Below are 16,828 nucleotides of genomic sequence, written 5' to 3'. Positions count from 1 at the left end.
AGACGTAAATGGCTAAGCCTATTTACGTTACTGGCTTAGCTTACTTAACTTACGTTACTTAGCTTACGTTACTTAGCTTACGTGGGCATGATCGGCATTCGACAGATGCAAATAGTGTAAGTATTTTTCATACTGAGTCACCACATCCGCGAGGATTTGCTCTTCGGTATAACCCATCACATCGTAATGCTGACCACCTTGTTCAAGGTACACTTCGGCGCGGTAATACAAGGTATTTCCTTGCTCGATTTCAGTCCCTATTGGGTTAGTGATGTCAAAACAACGCGTTCGTACACCGTAAACAAAGGGTAAATTCACCTCATTGCTGATCACTAATCGCACGCGGCCATCTAAGTATTCAAGATCGGCCACTATGCCTTTCGCCATAAAGTGTTGGCACACTTTAGACAAAGCGGGCGTAGCCACATTATTCAAGAACACTTGCGCTTCTTCATGGGTAGGATGCGAGACTAAAACCCCAATACGCTCTTCCCAGCTCATATTAGTTTTGGCGTATTGCACACTAGTATTGTGTAACTGCACGCTATTAATCTTCAGCCAATCATTTTTCAGGGCTTTAAATAGGCCCAGACACATGAATAGCATCACCACTAAGAACGGCATAGCACTGGCGATAGCCGCCGTTTGCAGCGCCTGTAACCCACCCGCTAACAACAATACCGAGGCCACAACCCCTTGCAACAGTGCCCAAAAGATCCTCTGCCATACGGGGGCATTGTTATCACCACCCGAGGTTAGATTATCAATCACTAAGGATCCCGAATCCGACGAGGTCACAAAGAAAGTGACGACTAAACAAATCGCAATCCCAGAGAGTAAAGTCGGGAACGGCATGTGCTCGAAAAACACAAACAAGGCCACTGACACATCGGTATTCACCGCCTCGGCAAGATAGGTCGCGCCGTGATTCATAATCGAATCAATCGCCGTATTACCAAATACCGTCATCCACAGAAAGGTCAACGCCGATGGCACAAATAACACACCAATCAAAAACTCACGGATGGTACGGCCGCGGCTTACACGTGCAATAAAGGTACCGACAAAAGGAGACCAGGAAATCCACCAGCCCCAATAGAGCAAGGTCCAGCCTCCGAGCCAATCTTCCTTATGTTCATAAGCGTACAAGTTAAAGGTTTTACCCACTAAATCACTTAAGTAACTACCGGTATTCTGCACAAAAGCCTGCAACAGCATAACCGTAGGGCCAAGGATCAAGACGATAAGCAATAAAATAATCGCGAGACCCAGATTAAGTTCGCTTAAGCGTTTCACGCCTTTATCGAGACCAGAAAATACCGACAGGGTCGCGAGCAAGGTAATGCCGATGATCAAGCACACCTGCACCACAGCATTATTAGGTAAACCTTCAAATAGATAACTCAACCCAGAATTGACCTGCAATACCCCAAAGCCCAGTGATGTCGCCACCCCAAACATAGTGCCAAGCACAGCAAATGTATCCACTGTATGGCCAATAGGACCATAGATGCGTTCACCAATTAAGGGATAAAGCGCACTTCGCGGCAATAACGGTAACTTATGTCGATAAGAGAAATAGGCCAGACTCAATGCCACCACAGCGTAAATCGCCCAAGCATGCAGTCCCCAATGGAAGAAAGTAATCTTCATTGCCTCTTTTGCGGCAATAAGACTCTCAGGGGTTGCATCCGGCGGCGCCAGATAGTGCATCACAGGTTCAGCGACCCCAAAAAACATCAAACCTATGCCCATACCCGCCGAAAACAACATGGCGATCCAGCTTTTATAGCTGTAGTCAGGCACTGAATGATCTGGTCCTAGTTTGATATCGCCGAAGCGACTGACCATGACAAATATGATAAAAATCAGGAAAAACGCCACACTTAGAATGTAAAGCCAACCAGCTTTCATTTCTATCCATGACTGCATTGATCTAAAAAAGGTGTTTGCCTCTGTGGGCCATACTGCGCAAATCATCACCATCAAGATGATGAAAAAGACCGACGAATAAAATACCGGCGGATTAATACTAGACTTGATTGACATTGACTCTCCCTATTTCTAGCGGGTTCACACTCCAAATATCTCAACATACCAACGGCGAGATAGGACAAAACTTATACTTAAAATTTGGTTAATACTGCGTGGCTCATCTATGACCAGTATGGGGGAAATCCCAAAGATCATGGCAACGACTCGCTATGGCTAAACGCGACAGGATCTGAACAACGGGATTAACAACACTCGACTTTTTTAAGCCAATGATTGATGGATAAACAGAATTAACACCACTAAGGCAGCTAACACCCACCTTTAGCATAAAACAAATATATTACTAGAATATTCAGCATAAAAAATGGCAACCATATTGGTCGCCAAAAAATTATACCACAAAAATCATCAAATTTAATTTTAAACGCTAAAAAGCACAAACCTTCATCGGATTACTTAGTCGGTGACTGCGAGATACCAGCAGTTAAATTGAAGCGCATCGCCTCCTCAAACGACCAATCAACCATAATTAAATCATCCCGCTTAACTAAGCTCGTCACGCCCGCCATTTGATAGCTCAATTGGAACAACACAGGCACCCAATCGCCCTCTGGTAGCGCATCTAACAAGGGCTGTGGCGGCGTATCCGTCATAATAAAACCCACCACAAAACTGCCATTCGCCTGTTTCACTAACACTGTCTTTTGGCTTGTTGGCTTACCGTCACGATTCATCAAAGAGGCGATATCACGGATACTGCCATAAACCGATTTAAACAATGGGAAACGCATCAACTGGCGCTCAAGCCAACCATAAAGCCACACAATCGGGCTGACCGAAAACAGCAGGCCCACGGCAAAAACTAATGCCACCACCAGCATAAATCCCGCGCCGACAAAGTGTTGGTTAATCCCTACCAACTCTAAAATTACAATTCCTAAACCATCTAACGATACAAACAACGACCAAAACAGCCACAAACTCAAGGCCATAGGTAATAGATTCATTAAGCCGCGGGCTAAGGTTTTTTTCATAACACTCTCATTCAGTCATAGGGATATAGAAGGCATAAAATATTTACGCAAAAAACGCCACAAATGCTACCACAGAGTCACTTTTGCACCAGCACATGATGTAAGGTATCTGGCAGTAATAGTCTCAAGCATAGAGACAGCGTTCAAATTCAGAGCCCACTCTGAGCCATTCTAAGGAAAGTAAAATGCGCGTAACCCGCTTAGATCATTTGGTCTTAACCGTAAAAGACATCGCCGTCAGCGTCGAATTTTATCAAACCGTGCTCGGGATGAAGAAAGTGGTATTTGGCAATCAGCGTACTGCGTTAAGTTTTGGCGACCAAAAGATTAACTTGCATCAAGCGGGCGCAGAATTTGAACCTAAAGCCGCAGCAGCCAAGCCCGGCAGTGCCGATCTGTGTTTTGTGGTCAGCCACAACATAGAAGAAGTGATCGCCCACTTAAACGCACTTCAGATTGAAATCATTGAAGGCCCAGTGCTACGAACCGGCGCCACAGGCCGGATAAACTCAGTCTATATCCGCGACCCAGATTATAACCTGCTTGAGTTATCAGAATATCTTCCCGCCTGCACGGGATAAGCGAAGTTAAAAACTTCATTTGAATTTTTTAATCAAAGTCAAAGTCGTGGGGCTTCACCCCACACCCGACCAAGGAGGACTGCTCGTCCTATCCTCCTTGGATGCTCCAAGACTCCCCTACGGAGTTGAAAGCCCCTTGTGCTCATTGACAAATTTGCTATCGCTTCCGAAGGATGCGTCCCTGCACCTGCGAAAGCTAGTTCAGCATCCATGCCGAGACTCACGCACTCTTTATTAAATCAAGAGCTCTATTCGCCCTGCGGCAACTCCGAGGGGAGGTGTATTCCTTGGAGTTTTGAGTCGTTAAATAGCGATTCATCAGCAAAATAAGCGCGAAAAATGAAAAAGCTAAAACGATATCAAGTGATTACCCATCAAACTGTATAAAAAACTGCTACCGCAAAAAAGCAAATTCCTATAGCATCATTTTACCAATTGACTCGGATGTGGCAGCGGCCAAGTCCAACAAGCGAGTTATGCCCTGCAGACAGCGCAGCGCATAAATACTAAGGCGTTATATTTCACACAGAGTACGGAGACTCAATTGGACTATTTAGTATACGGCGACGAAAGTGGAACGACGGGAAGTGACCGCTGTTACTCTATTGGTTTACTTTGTGTCCCAAAATCTAAAGTTAACGAATTCAATAATTACGTTCTTGATTTAAAGAAAAAACGAGGGATTGTTGGTGAACTTAAATGGTCAAAAATTAAGAATAGTGCTGGGCAAGCAAATATCTGTATAGATTTGCTCTCGATGGTTCTAAGAAGTTCATGCTGTTTTCACTCTATCGTTGTTGAAAAATCTATCTACAACAACTGGAAATTAGATCGAGAAAAAGCATTTTATCAAACCTACACTTATTTATTAAAAAACACTGCAAAACAAGTAAAATCCAAACTGGTCGTTTTGATAGATCAAAAGTGTGATAAATATAAAAAGAACGATGAAGTTATTGGTATTGTTGCGAATAATATGTTGGCAAAGTTTGGCTCGGATAGAACCATTCAAGAAGTAACAATGAATGATTCCAAAGAGCACGTTGGCTTGCAAGTCGTAGATATTTTAACTGGTGCAGTAAATTCAGGCTACATGAAGTTCCTAAATCCTAATCTAACTTTATCCGTAGCAAAAGAAGCTGCATTCATTAAAATGGCTAATATGCTTGGTTGGGATAAACTGGTTTACGACACATATCCCAACAAAGACTTTAACATTTGGCACTTTCCATCTGAAAATAGGTCAAGACCTGCAACAAAAGCAATTACCCCTAATTTTAGTATCAAGGCAGTAGAGCCAAGTGAAATATAACAAGCTAATTAATAAGGACAAAAAACAGTTTTCTGTTTTCGTTCCTCAACATTTTAGCAAACAATTTTGCCCATTATTAGGGCGTTGCCCATAGAAATTTTAATTCGAAATTCACTAATTCGAGCTAAAAGTCTAACTCGGAATTGTCCCAAAAGTGTGTTGCGTATGTCTTTTAAATCTACATGTTACGTGAATGCACGAAAGGTGAGCCATGGTGATTAGCGAGACGACCGTCCGCCCCATGGACTGGGCGGTCGAGCACCCAAGGATGGACTTGAGCAACATCCCTATTTAACAGCCAGTTCGCCGTCCATGACTCTCGTTCATAAGCTCAGAAACCCTAGGTTTCTATTCACCGTGTCAGTGAGTAAGTACCATGGCAAGCCTATATGTGTGGATACCAGCCAACGCCTAGCAACTAAAATTACAGCTCACTCAGCTATAATAGCCCTGCAGAATTTTCCAATGCGTTTTTACCAAATCGAATTGACTCATTATTGCTATTAGTCCTGTCAAATCAGTCTATAAAAGCAGTCAGCATTTATTAAACCACATTTAAAAGCCCTAAAAGCAAAACGCTCCACAGAGACTGTGGAGCGTTGTATTCAGCTAATGGCATTACAACAGCAGATTAATGCGTGTGTTAGCCTTTCATGTCTTTTTCCATATCTTCGTAGGAAGTATGGCGAACGTCTTTGCCTTTCACGTAGTAGATGATGTATTCACAGATATTTTTACAGCGGTCACCGACACGCTCAACTGCACGTGCTGCCCATAATACGTCGAGTATGTCTGGGATTGAACGCGGATCTTCCATCATATAGGTCATTAACTGGCGAATGATGCCTTCATATTCACGGTCAAGCTTAGCATCTTCTTTATGCAGCTCTAACGCGGTATCGGCATCCATACGGGCCAAGGCATCTAAAGTCGCATGCAACATCCGAGTCGCATGACGCCCCATATTTTCAATGCTAACTAACAAAGGCTGCTGATTATTCAAACGTTTATCTAATGCCGCTTTTGCAATCCGTACACAGGCATCACCAATACGCTCAAGATCGGCGATGGTTTTTGAAATAGCGATAATCAAGCGTAAATCGCTGGCCGCAGGTTGACGCTTAGCAATAATACGCGTGCATTCTTCGTCAATGGAGACTTCCATCGCATTGACCTTATGATCGCCTGCAATCACCCGCTGAGCTAACTCGGCATCGAGGGCACTTAAGGCATCAATCGCTTGCTCCAGCTGACGTTCAACCAAGCCACCCATGGCGAGCACTCGATTACGGATATCATCCAGCTCAGCGGTGAACTGACCCGAAATGTGCTTACTTAAATTCATGTTTTCCATTGCGTTCCAACCTGTTACTTAACTGTTGACCCATACCAAGCCGTGGTGGCCTTATCCGATACTCAAGCGATTAACCGTAACGTCCTGTGATGTAATCTTCAGTCTTACGTTTTTTCGGCGTGGTGAAAATCGTATTAGTATCAGCATATTCAACTAATTCACCCATATACATAAAGGCCGTTTGATCCGATACCCGCGCCGCCTGTTGCATGTTGTGAGTCACGATAACCACAGTATATTTCGTCTTAAGCTCAGTGATTAACTCTTCAATCGTCAGCGTCGAAATCGGATCGAGTGCCGATGTTGGTTCGTCGAGTAATAACACTTCTGGCTCAATGGCTATCGCACGGGCAATCACCAGACGTTGCTGTTGACCGCCAGACAAACCAAAGGCGTTATCGTGCAATCTGTCTTTAACTTCGTCCCAAATCGCCGCGCCGCGCAATGAACGCTCAGCCGCTTCGTCGAGTTCACGACGGTTATTCAGCCCTTGCAATCTCAAGCCATAAACAACGTTTTCGTAAATCGACTTAGGGAAAGGATTTGGGCGTTGGAACACCATACCGACATTACGGCGCAGGGCCGCGACGTCAATCTTTTTGTCGTAAATATTCTGGCCGTGCAGCAATATCTCGCCGCCGATATGACAATTATCAACTAAGTCATTCATGCGGTTAATACAGCGCAATAGTGTCGATTTACCACAACCACTGGGGCCGATAAAGGCAGTGACTTGCTTCTTGGGGATCTTCATCGATACATTAAACAGCGCTTGCTTATCACCATAGCGCAAATCTAAGTTACGGATCTCCAGCGCGGTGTCGTTCTGGCTTAAGTTAGCTAAATCAAAGTTATTGGTTTTCATTGCTGTCGAATCTATAGAAATCATATTTAGTCCTAATACTTTCAGGATAATCGCTGATTAGTGCTCAAGCGAACGATATTTTTCACGTAAGTGGTTACGCACGCTAATGGCCGTCAAGTTGAGTGCCACAATCACAGACACCAGCAAGAAAGAGGTCGCATACACCAGAGGACGTGCCGCTTCAACGTTAGGACTCTGGAAGCCCACATCATATATATGGAACCCTAAGTGCATGAACTTACGTTCTAAATGCACAAACGGGAAGTTAAAGTCCAGTGGTAATGTTGGCGCTAATTTAACGACACCCACCAACATCAGCGGTGCCACTTCACCGGCAGCACGAGCGACCGCTAAAATCAAACCCGTCATGATCGCTGGGCTCGCCATCGGGATCACAATCCGCCACAGGGTTTCAGCCTTAGTCGCGCCCAGTGCCAAACTACCTTGACGCACCGCGCTTGGAATACGACTTAACCCTTCTTCAGTCGACACAATAACCACTGGCAGCGTCAAAATCGCGAGGGTTAATGCAGACCAAATCACCCCTGGCGAACCAAAGGTAGGAGCAGGCAAAGCTTCAGCGTAAAACAATTGGTCGATGGAACCGCCCATCATGTACACGAAGAAACCTAAACCGAATACACCATACACAATCGAGGGCACACCCGCTAAGTTGATTACCGCAATACGGATCATCTTAGTAATAGGGCCTTTCTTAGCATATTCATGTAGATAAACCGCCGCGACCACGCCAAATGGCGTTACGATAACCGCCATCAACATCACCATAAACACAGTGCCGAAAATCGCGGGGAACACGCCGCCCTCAGTGTTGGCTTCACGCGGATCGTCACTCATAAAGCGTCCAATACCGACAAACCACTTACCAATTTTGCCTATGAGTCCTAAGTGATTCACATAGGTCACATCGAGAACGGTATCGAGCTTCAGTTCAACTTCTTCGCCGCGCATATCTCGGACAATAACCGAGTCACGCGCCGCATCATCACGCAGGGCAAATAACGCTTTTTCAAGCACTAAGTAATCTTCTTGCAGTTGAGCTCTCTTGGCGACCAACTCAGCTTTAATACTGTCGGTCAGTTCCCCATCCAGCTCGAAACGACGCTCCTGCAAACGCAATTTTTCAATGGCGTAGTTAATCGAGCCAATATCTTGCTTCTGCAAATCAACCGCTTTGTCCGATAAGGCAACAGCGCGTTCGATGTGCTCCATTAAGGAAGATTCAATCGCATCATTTACTAAATCAAGACGCTTGCCATTTTCAATCACGGCTATCGGATAACCGTAGAAGTTACCGTTTTTAGCCCGCTCGATCAGTGCGACCTCGCTTGGCACAGAACGGCTAACAATGTCCGTACCTAATATCCAGCGGAAATCCAAACCCACAAATTCACGGTTACCGGTTTTCACTAAGTAACGGGTCACAAACTCGCCCGGATGTTGCTTAAACACATGGCCAGCAGCAATCAAACGCTCAGTAGGTACTTCTTCCCTATCGTAAACCTCACCAATTAAGGTCGAACGTACACCCGTGTTATCTTCAAGCTCCCACTGGTAAACGGTTGCAGGCCAAAAGTAACTTAAGCCACGCCATGCGATTAACAATAATAAGCCTAAGACGGCAATCAAACTGATGCTCACAGCACCGCCCGTCATCCATATCCATGGCGAGCCTGATTTTACCCACTTACCCATTGCACAAACCTCTCAAGGTCACTGGCGAAATAGTATTTAATGTCATTGTCTTATCCCCGTTACAGCGAGCTATAGCGTTCACGTAGACGCTGTCTCACCACTTCTGCAATGGTGTTAAAGAAGAATGTAAAGATGAATAGTACGAACGCAGCAAGGAAGAGCACACGATAATGCGAGCTACCGATAGCCGATTCAGGCATTTCAACCGCAATGTTTGCCGCCAAGGTTCGCATCCCTTCGAACACACTCCATTCCATGATGGCAGTGTTACCAGTGGCCATCAGTACGATCATGGTCTCGCCAACGGCGCGGCCAAGGCCCATCATAATGGCCGAGAAAATTCCCGGACTGGCGGTTAACAACACCACGCGTGTCAATGTCTGCCAAGGCGTCGCACCTAAGGCTAAGCTGCCGTTAGATAAATGACGCGGTACAGAGAAAATGGCATCTTCAGCGATGGAGAAAATCGTTGGGATCACCGCAAAGCCCATGGCAATACCGACCACCAGCGCGTTACGTTGGTCGAAGGTGATCCCTAGTTCATTAGTGATGAATTGACGGGTATTACCATCAAACAGCGCCACTTCGATGATTGGGCTGACTGCAAAAGAGAACCAACCCACGAAACAGACCACAGGGATCAACATCAGCTCTTGGTACACTTCGGGTAAACGTTGTTTCCACTTACCCGGCAACCTACTCCAGCCATAGGCAGATGTGAGTATCGAGGTCGGCAATAAGATCAGTAGAATTAAAATGCCGGGGAGATGTTCTTCAATCAGTGGCGCTAACCACAGACCCGCCAAGAAGCCTAAAATCACCGTTGGTAATGCTTCCATGATTTCAATGGTCGGTTTCACGAAACCGCGCACCTTAGGCGACATAAAGTAAGCCGTGTAAATCGCACCAGCAACGGATAAAGGCACGGCAAATAACATGGCATAAAATGCCGCTTTCATTGTGCCGTAGGCCAATGGCATTAAGCTCAGCTTAGCTTCGAAATCGTCAGAACCTGAGGTCGATTGCCATACATATTTAGGCTCTGGATAACCTTCATACCACACCTTGTCCCACATAGCGCTCCATGACACTTCTGGGTGGGAGTTTTCCACACTGAAGATATGCAGCTTTTTGTCCGCCTCAACGACTATGCCGTTTGAGCGTGGGGTAAAGCCCATTTTACCGGGGTTTTTAAGGTCAAACTTTGCATCAAACAGTTCACGATGACTCGTGGTATAGAGTAGTGTTAGCTCACCCTCAGGGCTCACTGTCGCGAAACTCTTACGATAAAACTCAGAGGCAATCGAGCTGATGGGCGGTAAGTCATCAAACTGACGAATCTCTTGATATAAACGCCCTTTTTCACCATTAACTTGGAAGTACTGCGCCACAATACCTGTGTCATAACTGACCAGTAATGAACTCGCTCCCGCCAGCAAAGCCACGTTATTGACTTGTGCCTTAGCACGTTCAACATCAATCACCTGCAGCAGATCTAAGCTGTCAGTATCACGGATGTCGTACACGAAAATTTTATTGCCAGTTTGCAACATCAATTGACGTTGATCGGGCGTCATCAGCTCGTGGGAGACTTTCTTCGGCGCATCTTGAATTTGTGACGTCGTAGAAACCCACTCCACTTCTTCAGTCATCATGTTCTCTTGCCCTTCGAGACGAGTGAGGCGCCAAACACCACTTTCATCTTGATAAGCAAAACTCATTTTGTCTGAGCTATAAGTGAAGGTCAGCTTATGAATCGCGCTGCCCGTCTCATCGACTGTTATGGGGGTTTCACCTGCGGGATAACGCAGTTTAGGTGTGATTAAACGTTTGTTATTGGGGTACGTTAAACCAAACTCTAGGCCCGCCACTAAGACCTGACCATTACTTAATCCCAGCGCAAAACGTTGTTCGCTCGGTACAGCAACGGCGGCGCTGGTGACTGTAACACCCGCTGGTAACGTCGGGGTAAAGCTAGAAAGTAAGCTACCGTCGGCAACAGTATAGAAGTCCACTTGACCATGAACGCTCACACGGTACATCACCTCATTTTGCTCTTCAGCACCCACCATTAAGGTCGGCACATCCGCGTGTTGATAACTCACACTCTTAACGGGTATGACATCAGCACTGTCGAAAATGGGTTTAATCACATACAACAGATAAAAGAAGATCAACAATAAGGCGACAAATACCATAGTGCCGCCGATAGTGACGCTGATTTGCGCCGCTTTATCCTTAAATGCCCTGCGATTCGAGCGTCCGCCTTTAAGCATACTGTGCGATGCAGAACCAGGTTGAGTGACCTGACTTTCCATTAAGAACCTCTATTATTAATAGCTAGCGAGTTTTTTCGCTAGGATTTGCCGAGTGCTATGCTTACACTGTTTGAACGTAAACTGAGCAATAACAACATCCTTTATTCTAAGTGCGTTGGATTATATGACGCAAAGATGACAGTTGTGTTACACCCCATTTTAAAACAGGTGCCTTTTACAAAAAATAGGAGTCAGTCACTATGCTACGATACTTAATCACACTACAAGCACCTGATAGAAAAGGATTAGTAGAACAAATCGCCCATGCTGTGAGTCGTCATGGCGGCAACTGGCTCGACTCAGAATTACGCCATATTGACGGTGTCTTTGCCGCGATATTGTTACTCGAAGTGCCGTCACTGCGCATGGATGAGCTCATTGAGGCCCTAGAATGCATCGATAGCCTGTCCCTCACCTACTCCAAAACCTCGGTCGCTCTTAAGCCCATCAAACGCTTAAGTTACAACCTAGTGGCCTATGACAGACCCGGACTTGTGCTCGATATATCCAATAAAATCAATGCAATTGGCATCAATATCGATCAGTTTAGTAGTCAATATGAAACCGCAGGCCACACAGGTATAGCTTTGTTTCGGGCAACCATTGGCCTTGGACTCACAGATCTAGCCCAAGAAGATCAATTAGTTGAATCCCTCTATGCTCTTGGGGATGATCTCGTGCTCGATAGATTAAGCCGTTAATGCCATTAACTTTTACGGCAAGCTAACACTTAGCACACCAATACATTTAGAGAGTGCACTCGCAATGGCACTTTCAAACAGCACTTTAAGAGCGCTTAAAAGAATGTTTAAAAACCGATATTCGCGGCAAGGTGTTCAAATTAAGTTAAGCCAGTGCAATCAATACTGGATAGTTGGAATGCGCATAGGAATCTGGCAAGTGGGTTTGTAAGTTGATGCCATCATTCGAAATTTATTAACCCTATAATAATGCTTAATATTTTTACTATAAAAAGCCCACAAAACCCGATTACTGAATCATAAACACACTAACACCAACAAAATTTAATGTTGTAACTGCCTTTCGATTCATGCTCCCTTGGTAGAATAACCCACGAAACACCATAGCTCAGGTTCAAAATTGCCGCTTTCGAGCTTTTCCATCTTTATGTTTTATCAATTATTTTAGGGAGTAGTACGTATGGAGCAGTTATACGAACTGGCCCAAGCCATGATACACAATGATCTGGCGGTTTTAGCCAATCCTAAAATCGCCCTCATGGTCAGCGCATTAATTTGTGGCTTTTTAGTGTTAGAAAATGGCTTTATTCCCACCGCATTTTTACCCGGAGATAGCCTACTCTTTCTCACTGGAGTGCTGATTTATCAAGATATTCTTCATATCGGTATTATGCCGTTATTGGTTCTAGCAACCTTTACAGGTACAGCTATAGGTTATTTACAGGGTCGATTTTTAGGGCATACCCAAATTTACCAAAAACTGCTGTCGAATATTGATATCAAACATCAGGAAAAAGCGACCCACCTAATTGATAACTATGGAGTGATAACCCTGCTACTCGCACGTTATATTCCTTTTGTTCGTACCGTTTACCCCTATATTTTAGGTGCAACGGGTATTTCTTCCCGTCGTTTTTTACTCATTAACTTCATCAGTTCAATGGTGTGGATTTTTTCCGTTGTTGGTTTTGGGTATCTCATTAGCCATACCCAATTAGCAACAAAATACCAAACACAATTTATGAGCATAATCATTTACTTACCAGTAGCCTTGCTTACTTTCGGTATTATTACCTTAGTGTACAAATGGTTAAGTAAAACAAAAGAGGTTTAGGTGCACTCAGTCAATCGACTCACTTATCGACTTACTTATCGAAAAATCCTATCTAAACTGGCTTGGATAATCTTGTATACTGGCGGCCACGCAATGACGATATAACGAAAGCGTGCAGTTAGATGACGCGCAACAAGTGCAATATCAACTCGTTGTTGGTGATGAGTTACTCCCGCTCAATCCATTGATAGGCAAGCAATTAACCTTGACCCACACGGGCAATATCTTCTGCTGCAACTGCGGTAAAAAGAGCAATATTACCCAGCCGCGTGAGACTTGCCCAAACATGTTGCAACTATGTAGTTAAACCCTCTCTGAGAACGATTACTTTTTCCCTTGCAACTGCAAGCGCTTAGCTTGACTGAGGATCTCATTCAAAAACACTGAATCTGTTTGTTTTGCTAATAGCACGGCTTTGTCGGAGGCTCTTATCGCCTGTTCAAGTTGTCCATCCAGATCATAGGCGGTCGCTAAACTGTCCCATAACACCTCTGAATGAGGAAACGCACGCGTCCCCTCTGCGAGAATTTCAACGCCCCAAGCCGTTTTTTGTTCATAAGTGGCCTTGAGCCCATAAACATTATATTGCTGAACAAAGAGTGGAAATTCATAGCCAAACTCAGCGCTCTTTTGCCGATAGAACTGTTTTATATCCTTAAGTGGCATAATGGCAATTTCAGGCACGGCATTCCAATCGGCAAAAAGTGTCTTTAACGCCTCAATATTGCCTACAAGCGGCGTACTGTCGTGAGTTTCATCGGGGAAATGCTTGTAAAACCAATGTAATTGCTTTGATGTGTTATCCGTGGGGCTTGTACCTAAGCCGTCTTGCAACTGCTTAATTTGTGCCGCAAACGCGCTCGCCATCTCATTGGGCTCACTTGCCATACTCAAAAACCAGCGCAGTGGTTTCGCACGCTTAGCTTGTAATAACTCGGCCGACTTAAGCACTAGCCAATCACTGTCCCACCATAAACTGGGACTGATTGAAATCACCGCATCAAATTGGCTATTTGGCGTCAAGGCGACATAACTGCTAAACAGCCCCGCGAAGGAGTGACCCGTGAGTATTTGGTAATCTGAGGTGCGGTATTTTTTGCCTAATTCACTGAGCAGCTCTTGCTCTAAAAACTGCCTGAACCTTTCAGCACCACCGGAGCTGTCTTTAAATTTATCGATTTGAGTCGGCGTGAAATACTTCATCCGTTGATCCGAACTCACGCCAACGGTAATCATTTCCGGAATAATGGCATAAGTACTTAAAAAACCGACATTCGCAGCCACATGCTCAAATTGGCTAGAGCCATCTAATACGATTAATACCGGATAGTTAAAATTGTTGGAATGCGCATAGGTATCTGGCAAATGGATTTGTAAGTTGATGTCATCATTCAAGATTTCTGAATGAATTACCGTCTTATCCATCTGTGCGAAGCCACCCGTCGAAAAGAAAAATATCAGCACTAAAACCAACCGCATAAGTACACCTCCATTTGTAATGCAGGGTAACTTACTGGTTTTCATCATAAGACTCAAATCATTACCCTCAAAAAGTCCGTCTAAGCCTATGGGGTTAAGCGCAGTTTACAAAAACTCACTTAGCAAAAAATCCTATCTAAACTGACTTGGATAATCTTGTATACTGACGGCCACGCAATGACGATATAACGAAAGCGTGCACTAGACCGCATGATGAGCGACTAAGCTGCACCAGAACGCAACACATTAGGATGACCATGTTAGGAACGCTAAAAAAGATGCGCGTGCAGTTAGATGACGCGCAACAAGTGCAATATCAACTCGTTGTTGGTGATGAGTTACTCCCGCTTAATCCATTGATAGGCAAGCAATTAACTTTGACCCACACGGGTAATATCTTCTGCTGCAACTGCGGTAAAAAGAGCAAGAAAAGTTACTCGCAGGGCCATTGTTTTGTCTGTATGCAAAAGTTGGCGAGTTGCGATATGTGCATTATGAAGCCGGAAACTTGTCATTACGACCAAGGCACTTGCCGCGAACCAGAGTGGGCCCAGAGCCACTGTTTTGTGCCGCATTATGTATATCTGTCGAATACTTCGGGCGTTAAAGTCGGCATTACCCGCCACACTCAACTGCCCACCCGTTGGATTGACCAAGGTGCTACCCAAGGTTTACCGATTTTTAAAGTCTCAACAAGACAGCTCTCAGGCTTAGTCGAAGTAGAATTGGCAAAACTGGTTAATGATAAAACCCATTGGCAAGCCATGTTAAAAGGCCATGCCGACGATATTCATTTAAATGCTAAGGCTGCGGAACTGATCCCGCAAATTGAGGCTAAGTTGCACGAAATCGGCATGCAAAAAGGCGATTACAGTATCGAGCGTTTGCACGAAACGATTCAGCCAATTCATTATCCAATTGACACCTTTCCGAAGAAGATCACTTCGCACAATTTCGATAAAGATGTGGTCGTCAGCGGAATTTTGCAGGGGATCAAGGGGCAGTATTTAATGTTTGATACGGGCGTGATTAACATTCGTAAGTTTTCATCCTACGAGATCACAGTCGAGCACGACTGAAACAGTCTGAAATCAAAATGGAACTTCCCTCCATTAAAATGAAAAAGCGCGGCAGTTTTCACTGTCGCGCCCTTTATTGAGATGGCTGTCACTAAAGTACCATGTCCCACAGTTCAAAAATGGGAGCTAGCACCACAAACATGGGACCAAGACACCTCAATTAAGCACTAATCCCGTTTATCTGGCGAATGCTCCAACCAAAATGCTGACTCAATTCACTTAGAACTGAACTAAAGCTCAAACGCTGACTAAGGAGCCACATTAACCGACGGCATATTGGCCAACATACTGGCAATGAGACTGTCGAAATTTTCGGTTAGCTCATCCATCTTTTTAATGTTGCCAAAACCTTGGGCAAGCACTCGCCAAATTGGCTCATCAACGCCCTGTATTTTAGTGGGTTTAAAGAGCGCTATCACCACGGTACCTTTGTCATACTTTTGGGTATTCACACCGTCGGTTGACAGCCCAGCGACTAACCCTGTCACTGCCAAAATTTGTTCATCGCTCATTTCAGTTCCCATAGCGACGCCAAAGCCAACCTGAAAATCCGCCAGTAGTGGATCTTCAACCCAGCGATATCCCTTACTCTGCAAAGTTTGCTTTAATACGGCTTGCATGTGTTGCAACACTGGCTGCGGATCTAAGCGTTTATCTGTGATGATTTTTTGAAATTTAGGATGCCAAGTAAATGTCATTGCCGTTGACGGTAATTCACTGAGATCGCCAGACATCACGATTGTGGTTCGCAACGGCTGCGCCGCGTTATCCGTCACAGTCACGCACCCAGTAAGACCTAAAACGCTGCTAAAAAGCAGTATTAACACTCTCAAATACCGACTTAACACTCGGTCGGGAACCCAGCAAGGAACTCGACTGAACTGTCGATTTAGCACTCCACTTAGCTCACTATGTAATGATGGATTCATCATGCCCTGTTACCTCAATCTATAAAATGCTGTCTAAGGATAGTTGCTATTACTAAAACTGAAAGCTGATATCCATCATAGTGTTAAATCAGCATATTCCAATATATCTTGATATTCGTGCTAACACAGAGAACCATCAAACTGCGCTAGCCCTATTCTCACGCCATCAATCCCATCGAGGCATGTACATATTTTGTTATTCTTTTTAGTTTATAAACTCGCTATGTCGTATAGGCGCGGCAACATTTAATCGCTAGAATGCCTCGCCTGCGTTGCAATCAAATGTCGCAATTATAAATAATAGCAACACAGTATTGCGTACCGTCCGATGAGTAAATCGCAGGCTCAATG

The 16,828-nt window shown here is 44.7% G+C and carries 13 protein-coding genes and 1 pseudogene; 6 read left to right on the top strand and 8 right to left on the bottom strand.

All coding sequences use genetic code 11. The features are described from left to right. Positions 1 to 72: 72 nt before the first annotated feature. Both L5M38_RS16625 and L5M38_RS16620 read right to left on the bottom strand, forming a co-directional pair. Positions 73 to 2,049 carry a BCCT family transporter gene (locus L5M38_RS16625; protein WP_105249669.1) on the bottom strand — a complete coding sequence of 659 codons (1,977 nt, stop codon included), beginning with the start codon at positions 2,047 to 2,049 and terminating at the stop codon, positions 73 to 75. A 398-nt stretch (positions 2,050 to 2,447) separates the two neighbouring features. Then, on the bottom strand, positions 2,448 to 3,029 hold the full coding sequence (locus tag L5M38_RS16620; protein WP_028760527.1) for a DUF502 domain-containing protein: 582 nt from the start codon (positions 3,027 to 3,029) through the stop codon (positions 2,448 to 2,450). Between the two features lie 185 nt (positions 3,030 to 3,214). Here L5M38_RS16620 and L5M38_RS16615 point away from each other — a divergent pair, with 185 nt between their 5' ends. Together L5M38_RS16615 and L5M38_RS16610 are read left to right on the top strand one after the other, a co-directional pair. Beyond that, complete coding sequence (locus L5M38_RS16615; protein WP_113938895.1) at positions 3,215 to 3,610, top strand: VOC family protein; 396 nt, start codon at positions 3,215 to 3,217, stop codon at positions 3,608 to 3,610. 544 nt (positions 3,611 to 4,154) lie between these two features. Then, positions 4,155 to 4,922: a DUF3800 domain-containing protein gene (locus L5M38_RS16610; protein WP_263179715.1), complete on the top strand. Its 768-nt coding sequence runs from the start codon at positions 4,155 to 4,157 to the stop codon at positions 4,920 to 4,922. A 643-nt stretch (positions 4,923 to 5,565) separates the two neighbouring features. On the opposite strand, the gene phoU is transcribed toward L5M38_RS16610, so the two are convergent. The 4 genes from phoU to L5M38_RS16590 all read right to left on the bottom strand — a co-directional run bounded on the left by phoU (position 5,566) and on the right by L5M38_RS16590 (position 11,175). Continuing rightward, complete coding sequence (gene phoU, locus L5M38_RS16605) at positions 5,566 to 6,276, bottom strand: phosphate signaling complex protein PhoU (RefSeq protein ID WP_028760530.1); 711 nt, start codon at positions 6,274 to 6,276, stop codon at positions 5,566 to 5,568. Positions 6,277 to 6,346: 70 nt separating this feature from the next. Further along, positions 6,347 to 7,165, bottom strand: coding sequence for a phosphate ABC transporter ATP-binding protein PstB (gene pstB / locus L5M38_RS16600; RefSeq protein ID WP_028760531.1), 819 nt, complete (start codon positions 7,163 to 7,165; stop codon positions 6,347 to 6,349). A 33-nt stretch (positions 7,166 to 7,198) separates the two neighbouring features. Continuing rightward, on the bottom strand, positions 7,199 to 8,857 hold the full coding sequence (pstA, locus tag L5M38_RS16595) for a phosphate ABC transporter permease PstA (RefSeq protein ID WP_028760532.1): 1,659 nt from the start codon (positions 8,855 to 8,857) through the stop codon (positions 7,199 to 7,201). Positions 8,858 to 8,916: 59 nt separating this feature from the next. Continuing rightward, complete coding sequence (locus L5M38_RS16590; RefSeq protein WP_263179714.1) at positions 8,917 to 11,175, bottom strand: ABC transporter permease subunit; 2,259 nt, start codon at positions 11,173 to 11,175, stop codon at positions 8,917 to 8,919. A 200-nt stretch (positions 11,176 to 11,375) separates the two neighbouring features. Between L5M38_RS16590 and L5M38_RS16585 the strand changes: the two genes are divergently transcribed. The 3 genes and pseudogenes from L5M38_RS16585 to L5M38_RS16575 form a co-directional block, all read left to right on the top strand. Then, a complete protein-coding gene (locus L5M38_RS16585) occupies positions 11,376 to 11,876 on the top strand; it encodes a glycine cleavage system protein R (protein WP_263179712.1) in 501 nt (166 codons plus the stop codon). Between the two features lie 460 nt (positions 11,877 to 12,336). Continuing rightward, on the top strand, positions 12,337 to 12,990 hold the full coding sequence (locus L5M38_RS16580) for a DedA family protein (RefSeq protein ID WP_263179711.1): 654 nt from the start codon (positions 12,337 to 12,339) through the stop codon (positions 12,988 to 12,990). A 112-nt stretch (positions 12,991 to 13,102) separates the two neighbouring features. Continuing rightward, positions 13,103 to 13,270: pseudogene (locus L5M38_RS16575) on the top strand (DUF2797 domain-containing protein); the annotation flags it as partial. Between the two features lie 44 nt (positions 13,271 to 13,314). Here the strand turns inward: L5M38_RS16575 and L5M38_RS16570 are convergent. Continuing rightward, the gene (locus tag L5M38_RS16570; protein WP_263179709.1) at positions 13,315 to 14,469 is read right to left on the bottom strand and encodes an alpha/beta hydrolase; all 1,155 of its coding nucleotides are present in this window, start codon (positions 14,467 to 14,469) and stop codon (positions 13,315 to 13,317) included. Between the two features lie 257 nt (positions 14,470 to 14,726). Between L5M38_RS16570 and L5M38_RS16565 the strand changes: the two genes are divergently transcribed. After that, positions 14,727 to 15,548 carry a DUF2797 domain-containing protein gene (locus L5M38_RS16565; RefSeq protein ID WP_263179707.1) on the top strand — a complete coding sequence of 274 codons (822 nt, stop codon included), beginning with the start codon at positions 14,727 to 14,729 and terminating at the stop codon, positions 15,546 to 15,548. 248 nt (positions 15,549 to 15,796) lie between these two features. Here L5M38_RS16565 and L5M38_RS16560 read toward each other — a convergent pair whose 3' ends face one another. Next, the gene (locus L5M38_RS16560) at positions 15,797 to 16,480 is read right to left on the bottom strand and encodes a DUF4136 domain-containing protein (RefSeq protein WP_317630248.1); all 684 of its coding nucleotides are present in this window, start codon (positions 16,478 to 16,480) and stop codon (positions 15,797 to 15,799) included. Positions 16,481 to 16,828 lie beyond the last annotated feature (348 nt).

The sequence above is a fragment of the Shewanella sp. SM101 genome (assembly GCF_025654465.1).
Classification (GTDB): domain Bacteria; phylum Pseudomonadota; class Gammaproteobacteria; order Enterobacterales; family Shewanellaceae; genus Shewanella; species Shewanella oncorhynchi.
The sequence above is the reverse complement of the archived record's forward strand: the minus strand, read 5'-3'. Positions and strand labels throughout refer to the sequence as shown.

Bases quoted from the DNA above. Each gene is read 5' to 3' on its own strand.
- L5M38_RS16615 (WP_113938895.1), top strand. From the start codon at position 3,215: ATGCGCGTAACCCGCTTAGATCATTTGGTCTTAACCGTAAAAGACATC.
- L5M38_RS16620 (WP_028760527.1), bottom strand. From the start codon at position 3,029: ATGAAAAAAACCTTAGCCCGCGGCTTAATGAATCTATTACCTATGGCC.
- L5M38_RS16560 (WP_317630248.1), bottom strand. From the start codon at position 16,480: ATGATGAATCCATCATTACATAGTGAGCTAAGTGGAGTGCTAAATCGA.
- L5M38_RS16565 (WP_263179707.1), top strand. From the start codon at position 14,727: ATGTTAGGAACGCTAAAAAAGATGCGCGTGCAGTTAGATGACGCGCAA.
- L5M38_RS16580 (WP_263179711.1), top strand. From the start codon at position 12,337: ATGGAGCAGTTATACGAACTGGCCCAAGCCATGATACACAATGATCTG.
- L5M38_RS16625 (WP_105249669.1), bottom strand. From the start codon at position 2,049: ATGTCAATCAAGTCTAGTATTAATCCGCCGGTATTTTATTCGTCGGTC.
- L5M38_RS16570 (WP_263179709.1), bottom strand. From the start codon at position 14,469: ATGCGGTTGGTTTTAGTGCTGATATTTTTCTTTTCGACGGGTGGCTTC.
- L5M38_RS16585 (WP_263179712.1), top strand. From the start codon at position 11,376: ATGCTACGATACTTAATCACACTACAAGCACCTGATAGAAAAGGATTA.
- phoU (WP_028760530.1), bottom strand. From the start codon at position 6,276: ATGGAAAACATGAATTTAAGTAAGCACATTTCGGGTCAGTTCACCGCT.
- L5M38_RS16590 (WP_263179714.1), bottom strand. From the start codon at position 11,175: ATGGAAAGTCAGGTCACTCAACCTGGTTCTGCATCGCACAGTATGCTT.
- pstA (WP_028760532.1), bottom strand. From the start codon at position 8,857: ATGGGTAAGTGGGTAAAATCAGGCTCGCCATGGATATGGATGACGGGC.
- pstB (WP_028760531.1), bottom strand. From the start codon at position 7,165: ATGATTTCTATAGATTCGACAGCAATGAAAACCAATAACTTTGATTTA.